This window comes from Thermodesulfovibrio thiophilus DSM 17215 (genome assembly GCF_000423865.1).
GTDB lineage: Bacteria > Nitrospirota > Thermodesulfovibrionia > Thermodesulfovibrionales > Thermodesulfovibrionaceae > Thermodesulfovibrio > Thermodesulfovibrio thiophilus.
In genome coordinates this window covers 28817-48265 of the sequence record NZ_AUIU01000001.1, presented here as the reverse complement: position 1 = coordinate 48265, position 19449 = coordinate 28817, and the positions used below count along the sequence as shown (strand labels likewise).

Genomic DNA, 19449 nt, shown 5'->3' with positions numbered 1-19449 from the left:
TGGACAACATAACATTTTAGAGGTGTCTGTCCTTTTGCCTTTAATCCATGAAGTTCTTTAGCTCCTATGGCTATAATATCACCTTTTTTAACTATTTGCCAGTTGTTTTCTATATATATTTCACCTTCACCCTCAACTATAAATATGCTGTCTACTTCCTTTTCATGAGTATGTAAAGGTATTTCAACACCAGGATCAAGTTCCATTATAATGATACTTAATTCAGGATGTTTTTCTTTTGTAATTACATAACCTACCTTCACTCCACTGAATTTTTGATGAGGCTGCATTGGTAATTCATTTAAACTGATTTTCACTGCCATAACTGTCCTCCTTTATTTTTCAAGTTGCATTAAAGCAACATTTTCAATGTGGTATGTCTGAGGAAACATATCAACAGGTTGAACTTCCACAAGTCTATAACCTTTCTCTTTTAAATATTTCAAATCTCTTGCCAAAGTTGAAGGCTCACAGGATACGTAGATAACTTTTTTAATTTGCTTTTGCGCAATTGCCTCAAGCACTTCTTTCATACATCCAACTCTTGGAGGATCAATCACTATAACATTTCCATTAATATTAGGCTCAAACAATGCCTCTTCGGTTTTTTTACATAGATAGGATATGTTATCAAATTTTTTTATGTTTACCTGCGCATCCTTAAAAGCTGAGCGACTCTCTTCTATGGCAATCACTCTCTCAGCCCTTTCAGCAAGAAATACCGTAAATGTTCCCACACCTGCGTATGCATCTATAATTATTCTGTCTGCTGGATTGATATAGCTTAATACAACTTCAATTAATTTCTGAGCCTGGTAAGTATTTACCTGAAAAAAAGATGGTGCTGAGATCATGAATTCTCTGTCAAGAATTTTTTCAAAATAAAATTTCTGCCCTGTTTCTATTTCCTCTGTATTAATTTCAGGTTGAACAAGCAACTGTCCGGTATTTATCCCGTATCTTATTGTAATATTGTGAGTTTTTCTTTTTGGCGATTTTCTCTGTATAATTGAAAGAATCCTGTTTATACTATCATGCATTATATGGCAGTATTCAACATTGATAAATTTGTGCGAACCTCTTATTTTAAAGCCTAAAAGCTTTTGTGTGTTTATAGAAAAGTCTGCCCTGTTACGGTAGTTATAAGGATTGTCCGCTTTAATTGTAATTTCTGTAAAATCTTCCGGATTTTCAAATCCTCCAATCCTTTTCAACTGTTCCATTAAAACTATTTCTTTGAGTTTTGTCTGATAGCTGTATGCAATATGCTGGAAACTACAACCTCCGCATATTCCAAAAATTTTACACTGAGGAATTTCTCTAAAAAACGAAGGACTTATCACTTCAACTAATTCCGCTCGAAAGTAGTCTCCTTCATCTTTTATGATTCTGGCTTTAACAGTTTCTCCAGGTATTGCATATGGAACAAAAACAATTTTACCATTATGTTTTCCAATGGCTTCTCCGAGATGAGCTATTCCAGTAAGAGTAAGTTCCACAACGTTCATAATGAATTCTCAAAACATGGAATACATAAAATATTTCCATTCAGTAATCTTGCTTTCGCCTCTGCAACTTTTTCTCCGCAGTACTGGCATCTTACACTCTTAAATACCCTTGCTTCTTTTGGAGGAATAATAGCAGGATATGTTATTTTTAAAATCTCATTTTTCGGTGCTTCAAGAATACGATTTATTTTTTCTGTTTTTCTGCGATTTATAAAATTTGTAACCTCTGATGACCTGTCACCTTTCACAAATCTCTGCCATAGTGCTTTTTCTTCCTCTGTTTCTTTATAATCAAAATCAACCGAGATTCTTATAGCTCTGCCTGCTTTTCTGTCAATGAATGTATAAACCTGCTTTCCATAGTCTTTAAATATCAGGTTACCCTTTCCAAACGTGCATCCAGTAATTACCTGTACTGCGTCAACTGCGCATGAATCATTCTCTACAATGCATACAATCTCTTCATCTTCACTGTGTTTTAAGGAAAGCTCCTCTAATGCAGCCATTGCAGCTCTATATCCTAAAGCAAGTCCTGGGCAGCTATGTCCGTGAAAAAGTACTACATCGTTAAATTTCATCGTTTACTCCTTCAAATTTGGTAATTATTGCTTTATAACCTTCTTTCCCCATCTCTTTAGCTATATTATATGCTTCATCGTAGTTTGAAAACTTGCCAACCCGTACTCTGTAGAATATTTCACCCTTAACATTTGCTTTGTATATATAAACATTACCATATCTGAGGCTTAATGCCTGTTTGAGTCTCAAAGCATTGTCAATTTCTTTGAAAGCACCAACCTGAATTGTTGCAGGACCTGAAAGAGGACTATATTTTACATATTTTACATACCTGGATTCTCTTCCAACAGGGTCCATTAAAACTTCTGTAACTCCAGGACCTATTAAACCAATCTTTTTTGCTGCAGCATAAGACAAATCAATGTCTCTTCCAGGAATAAAAGGGCCTCTGTCATTTACAGTGCATACAACGTCTTTATTATTGTTTAGATTAACAACTCTTAATTTTGTCCCGAATGGATATTCTTTGTGCGCACATGTGTAGTCATACATGTTGTATATTTCTCCTGATGCTGTTGGCTTTCCATGAAAATCAGGGCCATACCATGATGCAATACCTCTTTTCGCACCCTCTGGAATATATTCAATAGAAGGAGGCCTTTGTGGAGCACATGAAAACATCAGTGAAACAGAAATCACCAAAAATATGGTCTTAATTTTAAAGAATATATCTGCTGAGATCTTCACTTTTAAGAATTTCATTAAGTTTATCTCTTACCATCCTGGCATCAATAATAATTTTCTGTCCTTTTAAATCCGAAGCATTGAATGAAATATCCTCCAGAAGTTTCTCCATAACAGTATGAAGCCTTCTGGCACCGATATTTTCTGTCTTTTCATTTACTTCCTGAGAAATCTCTGCTATCTCTGCAATAGCATCAGGGGTGAATTCAATCTCTACGCCTTCTGTAGCTAAAAGAGCAATATATTGTTTTATAAGAGCATTATCAGGTTCTGTAAGAATTCTTATAAATTCTTCTTTGCCAAGCGAACTTAACTCCACTCTTATAGGAAATCTTCCCTGAAGCTCTGGCACCAGATCACTTGGTTTTGCAATATGAAAAGCGCCTGCGGCAATAAATAAAATATGGTCAGTTCTTACAGGGCCATATTTTGTTGTAACAGTTGAACCTTCTACAATTGGCAGTAAATCCCTTTGCACACCTTCACGAGATACATCAGGACCGTAGGAACTGCCACGAGAAGCAATTTTATCAATTTCATCTATAAAAACAATACCAGTCTGTTCAACCCTTTCAATTGCTTCCTTTGTAACTTTTTCCATATCAATCAACTTTCCTGCCTCTTCCTGAGTGAATAGAGTAAGAGCCTCTGAAATCTTTACTTTTTTCCTTTTAACCTTTTCAGGAAGAAAGCTTCCAAGCATCTCTTTAAGATTAATCTCAATCTCCTCCATTGCAACATTTGAGATTATGCCAAACGGCACAACCTTTTCCTTTAAATCAACTTCAATATATCTATCATCAAGAACTCCTTCTCTGAGTTGTTTTCTTAATTTTTCTCTCGTTTCTTTATAGCTTGATTTTTCTTCTGTGACATCCGATTCTTTACTGTATCCTGGCTGAGGTAATAAGATATCCAGGACTCTTTCTTCTGCCATCTGTTTTGCTTTTTCCTGAACTCTTTTAGTATGTTCTTGCTTAATCATATTCATAGCTATCTCCGTAATATCTCTGATTATTGATTCAACATCTCTTCCAACATAACCAACCTCTGTGAATTTTGATGCTTCAACTTTTACAAAAGGAGCATTAACAAGTCTTGCAAGCCTTCTTGCAATCTCTGTTTTACCAACTCCTGTTGGGCCTATCATCAGAATATTCTTTGGTAAAACTTCATCACGTAACTCTTTGGGAAGTAACTGTCTGCGATATCTGTTTCTCAAAGCAATTGCAACAGCTTTTTTTGCCTGTTCCTGTCCTATTATGAATTTATCCAGTTCTTCAACTATCTTTTTAGGTGTAAGATTTTCCATTAGTTTAACTCCTCCACAACTATAATATTGTTTGTATAAATGCATATTTTTGATGCTATGTCCATTGCCTTTGTGGTTATTTCTTTTGCACTTAGCATGGTATTTTCATACAACGCTTTTGCTGCTGCATAGGCAAAAGGGCCTCCTGAACCAATTGCAGCTATCTCATCTTCTGGTTCAATGACGTCACCATTTCCCGAAATAATTAATATATGTTCTTTATCCGCAACGATAAGTAATGCTTCAAGTCTTCTCAGGATTTTATCTGTTCTCCATTCCTTGGCAAGTTCAACTGCTGCTCTTAACAGATTTCCCTTATAAGAGTCCAGTTTTCCCTCAAATCTCTCAAACAGCGTAAAAGCATCGGCTGTGGAACCAGCAAAGCCTGTGAGTACCTGCCCATTATAAAGTCTTCTTATTTTTTTTGCATTGTGTTTAAGCACAGTATTGCCCATTGTAACCTGTCCATCAGATGCCATTATAACTGAGTTGTCTCTTCTTACACATAATACAGTTGTTCCATGAAACTCCATTTAGTCCTCCTTTGAGAGCGGATGTGATCTATCATAAACTTCTATTAAATGCTTTAAATCTACATGGGTATAAATCTGAGTTGTTGAGAGAGACGAATGTCCGAGTAATTCCTGAATTACCCTTAAGTCAGCACCTTCCATAAGAAGATGGCTTGCAAATGTGTGTCGTAAAACATGAGGAGAGATTTTTTCAATCAATCCAATAGCTCTTGCATGTTTGTCTATAATTCTTCTTACATGTCTGGTGGATAGCCTGTTACCTCTATTATTTATAAATAGAGGGGTTTCATCCACTACAAGTTTTTTCTTAATCCGCAATATCTGTCTTATTGCTAAATACTTTTTCAGGATTTCTTTGGCTTTATTTCCAATAGGCACTATCCTTTCTTTATTCCCCTTGCCACGCACTTTTATTAATTCTTCCTTTAAATCTAAATCATCTAAATTTAATCCACATAGCTCGCTTACTCTTATACCGCTGCCATAAAGAATTTCAAGAATAGCTCTATCTCGATAAGCACTGAATTTATCTTCAGATGGAGACTCTACAAGTCTGAAAGCATCATCTACAGTAAGAAATTTAGGCAAGGCTCTCTTTATTTTTACTGATGAGACAACTCTTGCTGGATTTATGTCTATGATTCCCTCTGAATAAAGATACAAAAAAAATGACCTCAATGTGGAAAGTTTTCTTGCAACAGTGGTTTTTGTTTTACCTTTAAGTAACTGTTCTGATAGAAAACCTCTAATCAGTATAGGTTCAACTTTTTCTGGCTCTACTTTTACAAAATTGAAAAATTCCTCAAGATCACTTCTATAGGCTCTTAACGTATGAGGTGAATCGCCTTTTTGCAGGCTTATATAATTTAAAAAATCGTTTATATAACTTTTAATTTTGCTCACGCTTAAGAAATATTGTAAAATTCAATAATAAATTAAATCAACACTTTCAAGCTTGACATAAAGGCATATATTAGTTTATAAAATTTTGTTTTATCATTTTAGATTTAAAATAAAGGAGCTTTGAATGGGTAAAATAAAACTTGCAGTTGTTGGTGTTGGAAATTGTGCCAGTGCTCTTATCCAGGGAATTGAATACTATAAAAAGCATGGTGTTATAGACCATGTTCCTGGGTTAATGCATTTTAATCTTGGAGGATATTTCCCAGGAGACATAGAGATTGTGGCAGCTTTTGACATAGATGAAAGAAAAGTAAATAAACCAATTCGTGAAGCTATTTTTGCAAAACCAAATTGTACACAAATATTTTATCCTGATTTGCCAGATATACCTGTTAAGGTTTCTATGGGACCTGTACTTGACGGAGTTGCTGATCATATGAAAGATTATCCTGATGACAAAAGATTTATCCCGGCAAAGATAGAGCCTGTAGATGTGGTAAAAGTTCTCAAAGAAGCCTGTGCTGACGTAATGGTTAGTTATCTTCCAGTTGGTTCAGAAGAGGCAACAAAATATTATGCACAGGCAGCTCTTGATGCTCATGTTGCGTTTATTAACTGTATTCCTGTATTTATTGCATCAAATAATGAATGGATTAAAAAATTCGAAGAGAAAAATGTACCTATAGTAGGAGATGATGTAAAAAGTCAGATTGGAGCAACTATTGTTCACAGAGCGATAACAAAGCTATGTATGGACAGAGGGGTAAAAATAACAAATACTTATCAGTTAAATGTTGGAGGCAATACAGATTTTCTGAATATGTTAAATCGCAGTAGACTTGCTTCAAAAAAGATTTCAAAAACAGAAGCAGTTACAAGTCAGATCTGTCATAATATTACAGCTGATCATGTTCATATTGGTCCATCTGATTATATTCCTTGGTTAAATGATAACAAGATATGTTTTTTAAGAATTGAGGGCGAAATTTTTGGCAATATCCCAATCAATCTTGAGTTAAGGTTAAGTGTAGAGGATTCACCTAATAGTGCAGGTGTAGTTATAGATGCAATAAGATGTTGTAAATTAGCACGTGATAGAGGAGTGGGCGGATTACTTATTTCTCCGTCAGCATATTTTATGAAACATCCACTTACTCAGTATCCAGACGAGGAAGCAAGAAATATGGTGGAGGAGTTTATAGAAGGCAAGAGGGAAAGATAGCCTTGCTTGGTGAAAAATTCAGCCATTTTCTAGATAAACCTCTCAGTCCTTTAGCCAGAGTCTTTCCGTTTAATCCAAATTTTATTACTTTTCTTGGAATGATAATTACCGCATCTTCAGCATTTTTGATTCCTATCAGTCTTTTCTGGGGTGGAGTTATTATTCTTTTAGGTGGAGTTTTTGATATGCTTGATGGCATTATTGCAAGAGTGAATGGTAAGGTAACCAGATTCGGAGCTTTACTTGATTCAACTCTTGACAGAATTGCAGATGGCTTGATATTTCTTGGTATTGCATTGTATTTTTTTAAAATTTCAGATGACCTCGCTCTTTGTTTTAACCTGTTATGCATGATAGCTTCATTTCTGATTTCATATGTAAGGGCAAGAGCTGAGGGAATCGGAGTTTCCTGTAAGATAGGAATTATAGAACGACCAGAAAGACTTATTTTTCTTGCTTTTGGATGTCTAACAGAATCTCTGTATCCTGTGATTATTATTCTCACAGTGCTGAGCTGGATAACTGTTATTCAGAGAATTATTTATGTAAAAAAGCAGTTAAAAAATTTGCCGGGGTAACATTTAAAATGTTATTCTTTTTAAAAGGAGGCGTAAATGAGTGAAACATTGGTAATTCTTTTAAGTATTGGATATTTTCTTGCTACGCTTAGTCTCATTGCAGCAGTTATTTTTCTCATTGTCGTGGTTGTTGAGCTTAGAAGAGGAATTAATGCATTCAAAGAATTTCTTATTTCTACAAAAATAAAATTAGAACCAGCTATTGATGATGCTCATGCATCAATCAAAGGAATTCGTTCATCCATTGATAATGTAAATGAAGTTACTGAAAAGATAAGACTTCTTTCTGAAACAGTAGAAAAATTTATTTTAATTGTTTCAGAGTTTATTAGCACTTTTGATAAAGTAAAAAGTGCGGTATCTTTAAAAAGAAGTGCTTTAAAAACTGCCATAAGGGTGGCTGCATCTGTTTTTATTGAAAATCTTAAAAAAAGGAGGTAAATAAGATGGAAGATGACAGAGGATTCAGCACAAAATCGGTATTTTTATCATTTCTCCTTGGTGGAATACTTGGAGCTGGAATGGCACTAATTCTTGCTCCTCAATCTGGAAGAGAAACAAGAGGAAAGATTAAAGAAACAGCTGACGATGTAAAAGAAAAAGCACAAGTTTATGTCCAAGAAGCAAAGGGGAAAATAGTCTCTACCCTTGATAAAGCAAAGGAAACACTTGAAGAAAAAAAGTCAGCTCTTACAAAAGCGTTAGAGGCAGGTAAGGAAGCTTATGAAAAAGAAGTTTCCAAAGAAAAGGAACAAGAAGGATAATGCACGAGGCTTCTATAGCTTATGAGTTACTTAATATTGCTACAAGAGAGTGTGGTAGAAACGGATACAGCAAAATTCAATCAATTAAAGTTATCGTCGGCAGGGCATCAGGAGTGATGACTGATGCCCTGCTTTTTGCTTTCAATGTTTTAAAAGAGGGCACCCCTGCTCAAGATGCTGAATTAATTGTTGAGGAAATTCCAGTGAAAGGGCTTTGCAAAGAATGTGGCCACGAGTTCACAAGCAATGAATCCTATCTGGTTGTTGAGTGTCCTTTCTGTGGTAGTTTTTCATTAGAAATAGTCTCCGGAAGAGAGCTTAATATTACAGAAATGGAGGTAAATGATGAAAATTAAAGTTACAACGAGAATACTGGACGCAAATGACAGAATAGCAGAAGAGAACAAAAAAATGTTCAAAGATCTAGGAGTTTATGTTATAAATCTCATGAGTTCACCCGGTGCTGGTAAAACATCTCTTCTTGAAAGAACAATTCAGGCTGTTAAAGATAAAGTTAAAGTTGGTGTTATTGAAGGTGATATTACAGGAACAAATGATGCTGAAAGAATCGATAGACTGGGAGTTCCGGTCGTGCAGATTAATACAGAAGGAGCATGTCATCTAGACGCAAATATGATAGCTGATGCGGTAAAAGATTTACCTTTAAAAGAGTTAGATGTGCTATTCATTGAAAATGTTGGCAATCTTGTATGTCCTGCGGAATTCAAAGTTGGTGAGGACATGAAAGTAATGATATTGAGCCTTACAGAGGGAGATGATAAACCACTTAAATATCCATTGATGTTTCAGGAATCATCAGTTTTAATAATAAATAAAATTGATCTGAAAGATTTGCTTGATGTAAATGTTGATAAAATAAAAAAAGATGCTCTATCTCTTAATCCAAACATAAAGATTTTTGAAGTTTCCTGTAAAACAGGATATGGTATTGATGAGTGGACGAACTGGCTTATGACATCTATTTCATGAAAGAGGCATTAAAAGAGGCACAGAAGGCATACGAGAAGGAAGAAGTCCCAGTTGGTGCTGTTTTGGTAATAAACAATGAGATAGTTACAAGAGCTCATAATATAAAAGAAACAACAAATGATCCTACAGCTCATGCAGAGATTTTAGCGATAAGACAAGCTGGAATGATTCTAGGTGCATGGAGACTAACGGAGTCAACTCTTTATGTAACAAAAGAGCCATGTATTATGTGTGCTGGAGCATTGGTTAATGCAAGACTTAAAAGACTTGTTTATGGATGTGATGATAAAAAAGGTGGAGGAGTAAGGAGTCTTTACAATATTATTGATGATCCACGTCTTAATCATCATGTTGAAATTACAAGAGGCATTCTTGAAGACCAATGCATACACATTTTACAGAAATTTTTTAAAAAACTAAGAAAACATCAATAAATTGGAAACTTCTCACATAATGCCTGAACTTTTCTCTTCATATCTTTTATAACTGCATTATTTGAAACATTTTTAATCACTCTTTCTATAATCTCTGCTATTTCTTCCATTTCATTTTCACCCATACCTCTAGTTGTAACTGAAGGAGTGCCAATTCTTATACCAGACGTAACTGTTGGTGGTTTTGTATCAAATGGAATTGTGTTCTTGTTTACTGTAATACCCGCTTTATCAAGACCTTCTTCAGCTTCTTTCCCGGTAATATTAAAATTTGTAAGGTCAACAAGCATAAGGTGATTATCTGTTCCATCAGAGACAAGTTTGAAGCCTCTTTTTTTCAATGCATCAGCAAGAGCTTTAGCATTTTTAACAATGTTTTGCTGGTATTCTTTAAAATTATCTGAAAGAGCTTCATTAAATGCAACAGCTTTTGCTGCAATCACATGAACAAGTGGTCCACCTTGAATCCCCGGGAAAACACTTTTATCAATAGCCTTTGCATACTGTTCTTTACACATCACAACTCCGCCTCTTGGACCTCTTAATGTTTTATGAGTTGTTGTTGTGATAAAATCTGAATAAGGCACTGGTGATGGATGCACACCTGTAGCAACTAAACCAGCAATGTGAGCAATGTCAGACATAAGATACGCACCAATTTCTTTGGCAATTTCTGCAAATGTTTTAAAATCTATAATTCTTGGATAAGCACTTGCACCTGTTATGATTATTTTTGGCTTATGTTCATATGCAAGCTTTTTTACCTCATCCATATCAATATAACCTGTTTCTCTGTTGACACCATAAAAAACTGTTTTATATAGCTTTCCTGTAAAATTAACAGATGAGCCATGTGATAGATGTCCTCCATGTGGAAGACTCATTCCCATAATTGTATCTCCTGGCTGTAGGAATGCAAAATAAACAGCCATATTAGCCTGAGTCCCTGAGTGTGGTTGAACATTTACATGCTCAACATAGAAGAGTTGTTTTGCTCTGTCCTGTGCAAGTCTTTCAACTTCATCTGCATATTCACATCCTCCGTAATATCTTTTACCAGGATAGCCTTCAGCATATTTATTTGTAAAAAGCGAACCCTGTGCCTCCATAACAGCTCTGCTTACATAATTTTCAGAAGCAATCATTAAAATTTTTTCTGATTCTCTCTTTTTTTCTTTCCTTATTAATGAATAAATTTCAGGATCAACTTCTCTTAAAGGTTTCATTATCATTGACCAAGAACCTTCCTCTCTATAAAATTTATTTTTTCAAGCCTTTTTTCATGCCTTCCGCCTTCAAAAGGAGTGTTAAGCCAGACAGTTACAATTTCCTTTGCAAGGTCTTTTCCAATTACTCTTGCTCCGAAACAGAGAATATTTGCATTGTTATGAAGTCTTGACAGTTTTGCTGTGTACAGGTCATTACAAAGAGTTGCCCTTACATTTTTGAATTTATTGGCAACAATTGCCATGCCTATTCCGGTTCCACATATAAGAATTCCTCTATCCACTCTGCCTTCAGACACCTCCTGTGCAACTGCTTCGGCGTAATCAGGATAATCAGCAGAACAGCTCGAAGATGTTCCCATATCGATAACTTCAAATCCCATCTCCTTAATTAAAGGAGTTAATATCTCCTTTAGCTCAAATCCTGCGTGGTCAGCACCAATTGCAATTTTCATGTCAAGTATTATATATAATTTAAATGGTTTAAGTAAAACTTTTACATTATATTAGTGTTCGTAATAGCCTCGTTAAGAGATGGCATAAATCAGATTCAATTAAGCTATCTATTTATTAATAATTCTGATAATCTCCCTAATTCCCTTTTCTGCAATTGCTAATAGTTGTAATAACTGTTCTCTTGAAAACGGAGTTATTTCTGCAGTACCCTGTATTTCTACAAATTTTCCAGACTCTGTCATTATAATATTCATATCAACTTCCGCTACTGAGTCTTCAGCATAACACAGATCCAGTCTGGGTTCTCCTGCAACAATACCTACACTGATAGCTGCAATAGTTTCTTTAATTGGATTTTCAGCAATCATTCCTGTATGCATGGCCCTTGTAATTGCTTCTCTTAAAGCTATATATCCACCGGTAATTGAGGCTGTTCTTGTTCCTCCATCTGCTTCAATTACATCACAGTCTATCCATATTGTTCTTTCACCAAGTTTTTCAAGGTCAACAACAGATCTCAATGATCTTCCAATAAGTCTCTGAATTTCATGCGTTCTACCACCAATTCTACCTGCCGAAGACTCTCTAATCATTCTGGTTGGTGTTGAACGAGGAAGCATTCCGTATTCCGCTGTTATCCATCCTTTTCTCTGGTCTTTTAAGAAGGGTGGAACTTTATTTTCTATGGAAGCAGTACATATAACTCTGGTATGACCCAGCTCAATCAGAACAGAGCCATCAGCATTTTTGACAAATTCTTTAATAATCTTTATACTTCTCATTTCATCATTTTTTCTTCCATCAGGTCTCATTTTTCTCCCTCAAGCAATATTTTGAATATATTTTTTATTTCATGGTTTAAGAAAATTTCACCAATTTTTTTAAATCTATCAGGTGCATCTGTTACATAAAATATTTGAGAGCCAGAATCAGATTTTGTATTAATCAATCCATTATTTGATAATATCAGTTTTGTTTCCTGAGCTATTTCTTCAGCAGAATCAACAAGCTTAATTCCATCCATATATTTTTGAATAGCTCTTTTAAGCAATGGATAGTGAGTGCATCCAAGAATTAAAGTGTCAATTCCGCTATTTTTAAAATCCTTAAGATATCTTTCTACGACTAAATCAGTAATTATACCCTCTAGGATTCCTTCTTCAACCAATGGTACAAACAATGGACAGGCTTTTGAAATAACAACTATTTTTGGATTTAATGACTTTATTTTTTTGGTATAAGCTTCACTCTGAATTGTTGCTTCAGTTCCTATAATCCCAATTTTCTCATTTTTTGTAGTTTTTAATGCTGCTCTAACACCAGGTTCAATAACTCCAATAACAGGAATCGGTAATCTCTTTTTTAAAACTTCAAGACTTAAAGAAGAAGATGTATTACATGCTATAACGAGCATTTTTATCTGTTTTCTAAAGAGAAAGGCTGCACATTCAATAGAGTATTTTACAACAGTTTCAGCTGATCTAATTCCATAAGGAACTCTTGCTGTATCTCCAAGATAGATTAAATCTTCATTTGGAAGTAATTTGGCTATCTCCTTTAATACAGTTAATCCTCCAACGCCAGAATCAAAAATACCAATAGGCTTTTGTTGCATTAACCCTCCTCCATTATTTCTTTGAAAGATGATTGTAGGGAAATATGACCTGACAAAGTTTCAACTTCTTTACCATCGATAAGGATTTTTATATCATTTATCCATACAAAATTCTCTTTTAATGTCCTATAAAGGGATTTGAGTATGAAATATTCTTCACGCATGCTTTGAGGAGATGCAAATTTTTTTGAAAAATCTATATAAATTGTATTTTCTTTGTCTCTATATAATCCAAAAACTTTTGATTCTTTAAATGGTGCAGGTAGTTCTATTAAAAAAAATTCTAAAATTTTTTCAATGTTTTTTAGTTGAGCTTCATCTTCTTTAAAATAAATTTCTTTGCTTATTAAAGAATTTGAAGAAGGTATATATATTTTAAAGCTTTCTGTAGTTTGTTCGGCTTTATTTGGTTCAATAAAACGTGGTTTATCAGGCTTTTGAAATGAAAAGTAAACTATAATCGATATAGTAATAGTTATTAATATAATAGAAATAGTTAGGATAAGTTTTTTATTCATTGTTAGCCTTGTCTGATCTAGCTTTTTGTTTTAAATTTTGTTCAATTGTCTGAACAAATACATCTGTAATTTTATTTAAATAATCTTTATCAAAAATTAATGCCCTTTTAGGAATTTCTATCATTAAAGCAGGCACAGAGGATTCTTTAAGGACAGTTGCTGGTAGTTTTTCTTGATAGAGTGGTTCGGGAAAAGATTCTTTTAGTTTATTGATGAAAATTTTTATTGCCTTATTTTCATTTAGTAAAATTTTTGATAACTTTTCTTTTGAGATATTTTTCTTTGCTGGAGAAGTATAAATAATAAAGGATTCTGCACTTGATAAGTGAATACTTAAAAATAATAAAGGTTTTAATCTATTTTCAATTTTTATTCTTTCTCTCAATGATACTTCTTCATCAGAAGCTCTTGTAAGAACAGTTATTATTCCTTTCTGCGTTAGCTTTGACGCTAGTTCTTTTGCAATATATAAAACTATATCCTTTTCATTCTTATCTTTGAACTGTATTCCTGTGTCTTTTCCACCATGTCCTGGATCAATTAATATGGATACCATTTTAACTTTTTCTTCTGCGGGTTGTTCTTCAAAATAAGCATCTATTACCAGTCTTAAAGGATCTTCATATTTTAAAACTTTTATCTGTTGAATTTTTGATGTTTCAATAATAAAAGTATTAAGATTCTGCCTAACAGTTTTTAGGTCTTTTATTCTATCCTGCATAGACAGAAGTCTTCCTTCAAATTCAATTTCAAAAGACTCTGGAAAAGTAAGTTTTATCTTACCATTGTTTAGCAGATTTACATTAATTGAATGGATAATTTCAGGTCTTTCACATATAAAAACAAATCTATAAAAATTTTGATGTTTTCCTACTCTGAAAGTTACTTTCAAGACATCATCTTGAGCATAAACAGTAGTGGATAAAACAAAAAAAATCAGACATATTGTTTTTTTTATCATTTATCAGACTTCGGTGTTTTCAAATACTTTATTCCTGTAAAGGTTATAATTAAAGCAAATATTATTCTTAAATAGGCATCTGAAAGTGCATGAGCGATGTTAGAACCAACATAGGTACCAATGATTATCCCGGCAATTAATCCAGGGAGTAGTTCCTTAATGACATTGCCAAGTCTGAGATGAGTGTAAGCACCAACAATTCCTGCAGGAACCATACATAAAAGAGATGTTCCCTGTGCAATATGCTGTCCGTAGTTCAATATTAAAACAAGTGCTGGGACCATAACACTTCCTCCTCCAACTCCCATCATTCCAGCAAGAAAACCAGCAAAAACTCCTATAGCAAGCAGAATAATAACTTTAAGAATTCCTGTAATTTCAAAATGATATAAGTGTGCAAGATATGGTTTTGCAATAAGTATTAATGATGCAAATATAAGAAATGCTCCAAAAGCCCTTTTAAGTTTCCATTCTGGCAAACTGTGTGCAAATCTTGCACCTGTCCTTGCAGTAAAAATTGCTGTTACAGCGAGAATTAAAGATCCTATAACATCAACAGAGCCTTTCATCCCATACGCAACTGCTCCTGTAATACCAGTGAATACAAGAGCAAATAGGCTTGTGCCATGAGCTCTATGTTGAGTAATTTTAAACACTCCAACCATGAGCGGAATCATAACAACACCACCACCAAGGCCTACAAGACCACCAAAACAACCTGCTAAAAGTCCTATCCAGAGAGAATTTATTAACTGATTTTTCACAATCAAAAAATTTAATATTTATAAAATTAAAATGTCAAACTACTTTTTCTGCTGAAGCTCAAAGGCTTTCTTAGAAGTCTCAGCAGCCGCTTGAGCTTTTCTAGCAGCATCTTGAGCTCTCATTGCAGCAGTCTCAGATTCTCTTACTGCTTCTTCTGACTTTTTTAAAGCTTCTTTTGCTGTCCAGTTAACAGAATCAACCTTAGAATCAACTGTTTTAATATCTTGTTTTAGAGTTGAAATTTCTTTATTCATATTTTCAAGCTGTTTTTCAATTTTATCAAGTCTATTGTTGACTGGATCAATCTCTTCTTTTACATAGTCTTTTGTTGCGCAACCACTTAGAAAAATACAAAGTGCTCCAGTGATGATTAAAATTTTTTTCATCAGTAAACCTCCTCCTTAAGATTTTAATTTTGTTTTTATCACAAAAATTAAGAAAAAGTAAAGGGAAAATAATATAATAAAACTGATGAAAAAGTTTTCAGTTAGTATTTTAATTTTATTAGTAGCCTTAATTTTATGGCCCTCTTATGCCTACAGTCTTGAAAGTATTGATATGGAAATCCAGAAAAATAGTAATTCCCTAATTGTTAAAGCTCGTATTATTCCCTCCCAGGAGTTTGTTGAAGAGTTTAAAAATGGCCTGAGTAAGAATATATTCATATTAATAGAGCTTTATAGAAAATGGTCAATTATTCCTGATGAGTTTATTAGTGGTGTCCAGATACAGCGAATTTTGATTTCTGATCCTATAAAAGATGAATTTATTGTACAAAACGTAGAAGAACAAAAGTTAATTGAAAAAAGATTTAAAAGCTGGAAAGAAGCACTGGATTGGGCTTTAAAAATTGAACCTGTAAAAATTGTTGACATCCGCAACCTTGAAAGAGGTAAATATTACATAAAAATTACTGTTGAATCTAATATAAAAAAACTTCCTGCAGTTCTTGAACATCTTTTATTTTTCATACCAACATATGACAAAAAAATAACAAAAAAGTCAGGGAACTTTAGATTACCATGAAAGAGAAAGCTAAAAAATATTTTTTCCCGGTTTTCCTTGTAGCATTACTTTTTCTTGTACTTGCCTTTGAAATATATCTTTTAAGGTTACCACCTGAAGAAATTCCAACAAGATTTATAATTGTTTCACTTTTTGTAATCAATATCATTTCACTTATAACTCTTGTTTTTTTTGTTATAAGAAGTATTTTCAAGCTCTATCTTGAAAGACATAGAAGAGTTCCTGGTTACAGATTCAGGATGAAAATTGTAACAGTTTTTGTAGGATTAGTATTAATTCCATCTGCACTTTTATTTGTTGCATTCAGCGGTGTTCTGGAAAACTCTATAGAGAAAATTTTTTCTAAATCAAATAGACAAGTATTATCCAAAGCTGTTTCAACAGTTAAGGCTTTTTATGATTTTGAAAAGGAAAGACTGCTTCAAATTCTCGAGGATTACTCTAAAGGAAAGCTTAAAAATATTCCTCGTGACATCACGATTGAAAAGATAGAAACGCCTTCAAATCAAATGCCTGATGTTATAGTAAGTGCTTTTCAAGGTAAGAAGTCATCACAGATAATTTCTTCTCCAAATGGAGATACAATTATAGCAGCACTGCCTACAAGAAATGGTGTTTATGTGGCGAAATTTGTTATCCCTCTTGAAATAACCACAAAAGTTGAGGATCTTAAAGAAGACTATGAAGAGTATCTTAAAGTAGGTTCTTTAAGAAAAGCTGTTAAGACCAACTATCTTTATTTTCTCAGTTTTCTGAGCCTTATAATAATATTTTTAGCACTCTGGGCATCATTAAAAATATCCCAAGAGATAACTAATCCTTTAAAAGAGCTCGTTCAGGCAACTAATAGAGTTGCAAGTGGTGATTTTAAGGTAAAGATTCTCTCACAAAGCACTGATGAAATCGGAATACTCGTAAATTCATTTAATGAAATGACAGAAAAACTAAATCAGGCTTATATCGATCTTTCAGAGAGAAATATTTTGCTTGAAAGAATGTTTTCCAATATTACTTCTGGCATTATGTTTATTGGATACAATGGAAATATTTTTAAAATAAATAAAGCTGGCGAAGAGATACTTCAAGTTTCAGCTAATAAATTAGAAGGTAGACACTATACGAAAATTTTGAATTTTGTTGAATCTGATGAGTTAAAAGACTTTCTTACGAAGCTTTCGCAGGAAAAAATCTATGAGATTTCAAAAGATTTAAATATTAAAATCAAAGGTCAAATCAAAATGATAAAGGCGAGAATTGTTTCATTACGTGAATTCGAGAAAGATAAAGCTTCAGGCATTCTGGTTGTATTTGATGATATTACTGAGATTGTAAAAGCTCAGCAAGCAATTGCATGGGAAGAAGTGGCACGAAGACTTGCCCATGAAATAAAAAATCCTCTGACTCCAATTAAGCTTGCAACAGAGAGAATCATTAAAAAATGGAAAAACAAAGATAAAGACTTTGATATAGTGTTTGAAAAATCCACTAAAACAATCATCTCAGAAGTTGAATCACTTAAAAATCTTATCAATGCATTTCAGAAACTGGGCAAACTTCCTGAGATAAAAAAAGAACCGATAAATCCTGTTAGTTTAATCGAAGATGTTATTGAGCTTTACAGAGGTTATAGAGATGTGAAAATAAATCTTGTAATTGATGGAGATATAAAACCTGTTTTACTGGATTATCAGGAATTCAAAAGAGTTCTGATAAATATAATTGATAATGCAATAAAGGCAATGAATGCTAAAGGAGAGATAACAATATCTGTTAAACTAAATAGTAGTCTTTTTATAGAAGTTGCTGATACAGGACCGGGAGTTGCTGATGAGATAAAAGAAAAGTTATTTTTACCATACTTTTCAAAAACTAAAGATGGCACAGGTCTGGGGCTTACAATTGCAAGAAAAATTATCACAGAACATGGTGGGCATATATCAGTTATGGATAACAAACCATGTGGAACAATTTTTAAAATAGAGGTGCCTGCTTGAAAGGTAAGATTTTGGTTGTCGATGATGAATTAGGAATTCTTGAGACTGTAGCTGGAATATTAGAAGATGAAGGATACAGAACGCTTACAGCAAATGATGCAGAGACTGCTTTAAATATTCTTGAAAGAGAAGATATAGACCTTATTTTTCTTGATGTATGGCTACCTGGAATGAATGGAATTGAGGCAATAAAGAAAATAAAAGAGAAAAACGCTGATATTCCTGTAATTATGATTTCAGGACATGCAAATATTGAAGTTGCTGTTCAGGCTGTAAAGTTTGGAGCATTTGATTTTCTTGAAAAGCCTCTTTCAATGGAAAGAATTATTCTTACCACAGAAAGAGCATTGCAATTTAAAAACCTTGAAAAGGAAAATATAAATCTTCGTAAAACTATCACAAAAAGCTATGACCTTATAGGAAATTCTTTAACAATGCAAAATATAAAAGCTCAGATTGAAATGGTTGCAAAGGGAGATTCGAGAGTTCTAATACTTGGAGAAAGCGGAACAGGCAAAGAACTTGTGGCAAGAATGATTCATTCATTAAGCCTGAGAGCAAATGCACCTTTTATTGAAGTAAACTGTGCAGCAATTCCTCAGGAACTGATTGAGTCTGAACTTTTTGGGCATGAAAAAGGAGCTTTTACAGGTGCAATAGATAAAAAAATCGGAAAATTCGAACTTGCCAATGAAGGCACCCTTTTTCTTGATGAAATTGGTGATATGTCTTTACTTACTCAGGCAAAACTTCTGAGAGTAATTGAAACTCAAAAATTTCAGAGGGTTGGTGGAACAAGAGATATAACAGTGAATGTAAGGATTATTTCAGCAACTAACAAAGATCTTACGGAAGAAATAAAAAAAGGAAATTTTAGAGAAGATCTTTATTACAGGCTTAATGTCGTTCCAATTCATATACCTCCCTTACGAGAAAGAAAGGATGATATTCCTGAACTTGTCAATTATTTTATAGATGAATTCAGCAGGGGAAAGGGCTGGAGAAGAAAAAAGATTAACGATGATGCAATGAAAGTACTTCAAAGTTATACCTGGCCAGGAAATGTTAGAGAATTGAGAAATGCAGTGGAACGATTGATGATTATGACAGATTCTGAAATTATTGGAGTTTCAGATATGAAAAATATGGGAATAATACGAGAAAGTGCAAAAGAAGAAACTTATTTTTCTTTCAGCAGTTTAAGAGATGCAAGAGATGCATTCGAACGAGATTTTATTATAAAAAAGCTCAAGGAAAATAACTGGAATATGACAAAAACAGCAGAAATAATAGGGATTGAAAGAAGCAATCTTTATAAAAAAATAAAATCTCTTGGAATCAACCTTCCGAAAGAATTTTCAGAAAATTAAAAGGAGTGAAG

Annotated in this window: 25 protein-coding genes; 10 read left to right on the top strand and 15 right to left on the bottom strand. The window is 33.7% G+C overall.

Going from position 1 to position 19449, the window contains the following annotated elements; all coding sequences use genetic code 11:
• From G581_RS0100275 to xerC, 7 genes are all read right to left on the bottom strand, one after another.
• A partial coding sequence (locus G581_RS0100275; protein WP_028844111.1) for a cupin domain-containing protein occupies positions 1-323 on the bottom strand: 323 nt, incomplete at its 3' end.
• A 12-nt stretch (positions 324-335) separates the two neighbouring features.
• Positions 336-1508: a class I SAM-dependent RNA methyltransferase gene (locus G581_RS0100270; protein WP_038064433.1), complete on the bottom strand. Its 1173-nt coding sequence runs from the start codon at positions 1506-1508 to the stop codon at positions 336-338.
• Positions 1505-2086 (bottom strand): FmdE family protein, encoded by a 582-nt coding sequence (locus G581_RS0100265; RefSeq protein ID WP_028844109.1) that lies wholly within the window; start codon positions 2084-2086, stop codon positions 1505-1507. The genes G581_RS0100270 and G581_RS0100265 overlap by 4 nt, the downstream gene beginning before the upstream one ends.
• On the bottom strand, positions 2076-2774 hold the full coding sequence (locus G581_RS10045) for a septal ring lytic transglycosylase RlpA family protein (RefSeq protein WP_169368340.1): 699 nt from the start codon (positions 2772-2774) through the stop codon (positions 2076-2078). Before G581_RS10045 ends, G581_RS0100265 begins: the two co-directional genes overlap by 11 nt.
• Positions 2746-4083, bottom strand: a complete 1338-nt coding sequence (hslU, locus tag G581_RS0100255) for an ATP-dependent protease ATPase subunit HslU (protein WP_028844108.1) — start codon at positions 4081-4083, stop codon at positions 2746-2748. Before hslU ends, G581_RS10045 begins: the two co-directional genes overlap by 29 nt.
• Complete coding sequence (gene hslV, locus G581_RS0100250) at positions 4083-4616, bottom strand: ATP-dependent protease subunit HslV (RefSeq protein WP_028844107.1); 534 nt, start codon at positions 4614-4616, stop codon at positions 4083-4085. Before hslV ends, hslU begins: the two co-directional genes overlap by 1 nt.
• Positions 4617-5519 (bottom strand): tyrosine recombinase XerC, encoded by a 903-nt coding sequence (xerC, locus tag G581_RS0100245; RefSeq protein WP_051178571.1) that lies wholly within the window; start codon positions 5517-5519, stop codon positions 4617-4619.
• 124 nt (positions 5520-5643) lie between these two features.
• On the opposite strand from xerC, the gene G581_RS0100240 reads away from it, so the two are divergent.
• The 7 genes from G581_RS0100240 to tadA are packed head-to-tail and all read left to right on the top strand — an operon-like array spanning position 5644 to position 9507.
• Positions 5644-6741, top strand: coding sequence for an inositol-3-phosphate synthase (locus G581_RS0100240; protein ID WP_028844105.1), 1098 nt, complete (start codon positions 5644-5646; stop codon positions 6739-6741).
• 2 nt (positions 6742-6743) lie between these two features.
• Positions 6744-7319 carry a CDP-alcohol phosphatidyltransferase family protein gene (locus G581_RS0100235; protein ID WP_051178569.1) on the top strand — a complete coding sequence of 192 codons (576 nt, stop codon included), beginning with the start codon at positions 6744-6746 and terminating at the stop codon, positions 7317-7319.
• A 36-nt stretch (positions 7320-7355) separates the two neighbouring features.
• Positions 7356-7760, top strand: a complete 405-nt coding sequence (locus G581_RS0100230; RefSeq protein ID WP_028844103.1) for a hypothetical protein — start codon at positions 7356-7358, stop codon at positions 7758-7760.
• Between the two features lie 5 nt (positions 7761-7765).
• Positions 7766-8083, top strand: a complete 318-nt coding sequence (locus tag G581_RS0100225; RefSeq protein ID WP_028844102.1) for a YtxH domain-containing protein — start codon at positions 7766-7768, stop codon at positions 8081-8083.
• Positions 8083-8439 carry a hydrogenase maturation nickel metallochaperone HypA gene (gene hypA / locus G581_RS0100220; RefSeq protein WP_028844101.1) on the top strand — a complete coding sequence of 119 codons (357 nt, stop codon included), beginning with the start codon at positions 8083-8085 and terminating at the stop codon, positions 8437-8439. The genes G581_RS0100225 and hypA overlap by 1 nt, the downstream gene beginning before the upstream one ends.
• The gene (hypB, locus tag G581_RS0100215) at positions 8429-9073 is read left to right on the top strand and encodes a hydrogenase nickel incorporation protein HypB (protein ID WP_028844100.1); all 645 of its coding nucleotides are present in this window, start codon (positions 8429-8431) and stop codon (positions 9071-9073) included. The genes hypA and hypB overlap by 11 nt, the downstream gene beginning before the upstream one ends.
• Entirely contained in the window at positions 9040-9507 is a 468-nt protein-coding gene (gene tadA / locus G581_RS0100210; RefSeq protein ID WP_083962505.1) for a tRNA adenosine(34) deaminase TadA, read from the top strand. The genes hypB and tadA overlap by 34 nt, the downstream gene beginning before the upstream one ends.
• On the opposite strand, the gene G581_RS0100205 is transcribed toward tadA, so the two are convergent.
• The 8 genes from G581_RS0100205 to G581_RS0100170 form a co-directional block, all read right to left on the bottom strand.
• Positions 9501-10733, bottom strand: a complete 1233-nt coding sequence (locus G581_RS0100205; RefSeq protein ID WP_028844098.1) for a serine hydroxymethyltransferase — start codon at positions 10731-10733, stop codon at positions 9501-9503. The genes tadA and G581_RS0100205 overlap by 7 nt on opposite strands.
• A gap of 2 nt (positions 10734-10735) precedes the next feature.
• Positions 10736-11188 carry a ribose 5-phosphate isomerase B gene (rpiB, locus tag G581_RS0100200; RefSeq protein ID WP_028844097.1) on the bottom strand — a complete coding sequence of 151 codons (453 nt, stop codon included), beginning with the start codon at positions 11186-11188 and terminating at the stop codon, positions 10736-10738.
• 108 nt (positions 11189-11296) lie between these two features.
• Complete coding sequence (rph, locus tag G581_RS0100195) at positions 11297-12001, bottom strand: ribonuclease PH (protein WP_028844096.1); 705 nt, start codon at positions 11999-12001, stop codon at positions 11297-11299.
• Positions 11998-12804 (bottom strand): glutamate racemase, encoded by an 807-nt coding sequence (murI, locus tag G581_RS0100190; RefSeq protein ID WP_028844095.1) that lies wholly within the window; start codon positions 12802-12804, stop codon positions 11998-12000. The genes rph and murI overlap by 4 nt, the downstream gene beginning before the upstream one ends.
• Entirely contained in the window at positions 12804-13322 is a 519-nt protein-coding gene (locus tag G581_RS0100185) for a GerMN domain-containing protein (protein WP_028844094.1), read from the bottom strand. Before G581_RS0100185 ends, murI begins: the two co-directional genes overlap by 1 nt.
• Positions 13315-14283 (bottom strand): N-acetylmuramoyl-L-alanine amidase, encoded by a 969-nt coding sequence (locus G581_RS11435; RefSeq protein WP_051178567.1) that lies wholly within the window; start codon positions 14281-14283, stop codon positions 13315-13317. Before G581_RS11435 ends, G581_RS0100185 begins: the two co-directional genes overlap by 8 nt.
• Positions 14280-15047, bottom strand: a complete 768-nt coding sequence (locus tag G581_RS0100175; protein ID WP_083962503.1) for a sulfite exporter TauE/SafE family protein — start codon at positions 15045-15047, stop codon at positions 14280-14282. The genes G581_RS11435 and G581_RS0100175 overlap by 4 nt, the downstream gene beginning before the upstream one ends.
• A gap of 39 nt (positions 15048-15086) precedes the next feature.
• Positions 15087-15434: an alanine-zipper protein gene (locus G581_RS0100170; protein WP_028844092.1), complete on the bottom strand. Its 348-nt coding sequence runs from the start codon at positions 15432-15434 to the stop codon at positions 15087-15089.
• An 85-nt stretch (positions 15435-15519) separates the two neighbouring features.
• Here G581_RS0100170 and G581_RS0100165 point away from each other — a divergent pair, with 85 nt between their 5' ends.
• Genes G581_RS0100165 through G581_RS0100155 form a run of 3 tightly spaced genes read left to right on the top strand, consistent with a single transcriptional unit; the run spans position 15520 to position 19438 of the window.
• Positions 15520-16074 carry a DUF4390 domain-containing protein gene (locus G581_RS0100165; RefSeq protein WP_028844091.1) on the top strand — a complete coding sequence of 185 codons (555 nt, stop codon included), beginning with the start codon at positions 15520-15522 and terminating at the stop codon, positions 16072-16074.
• Complete coding sequence (locus tag G581_RS0100160) at positions 16071-18068, top strand: sensor histidine kinase (protein ID WP_028844090.1); 1998 nt, start codon at positions 16071-16073, stop codon at positions 18066-18068. The genes G581_RS0100165 and G581_RS0100160 overlap by 4 nt, the downstream gene beginning before the upstream one ends.
• Positions 18065-19438 (top strand): sigma-54-dependent transcriptional regulator, encoded by a 1374-nt coding sequence (locus G581_RS0100155; protein WP_028844089.1) that lies wholly within the window; start codon positions 18065-18067, stop codon positions 19436-19438. Before G581_RS0100160 ends, G581_RS0100155 begins: the two co-directional genes overlap by 4 nt.
• The last annotated feature ends 11 nt before the right edge of the window (positions 19439-19449 follow it).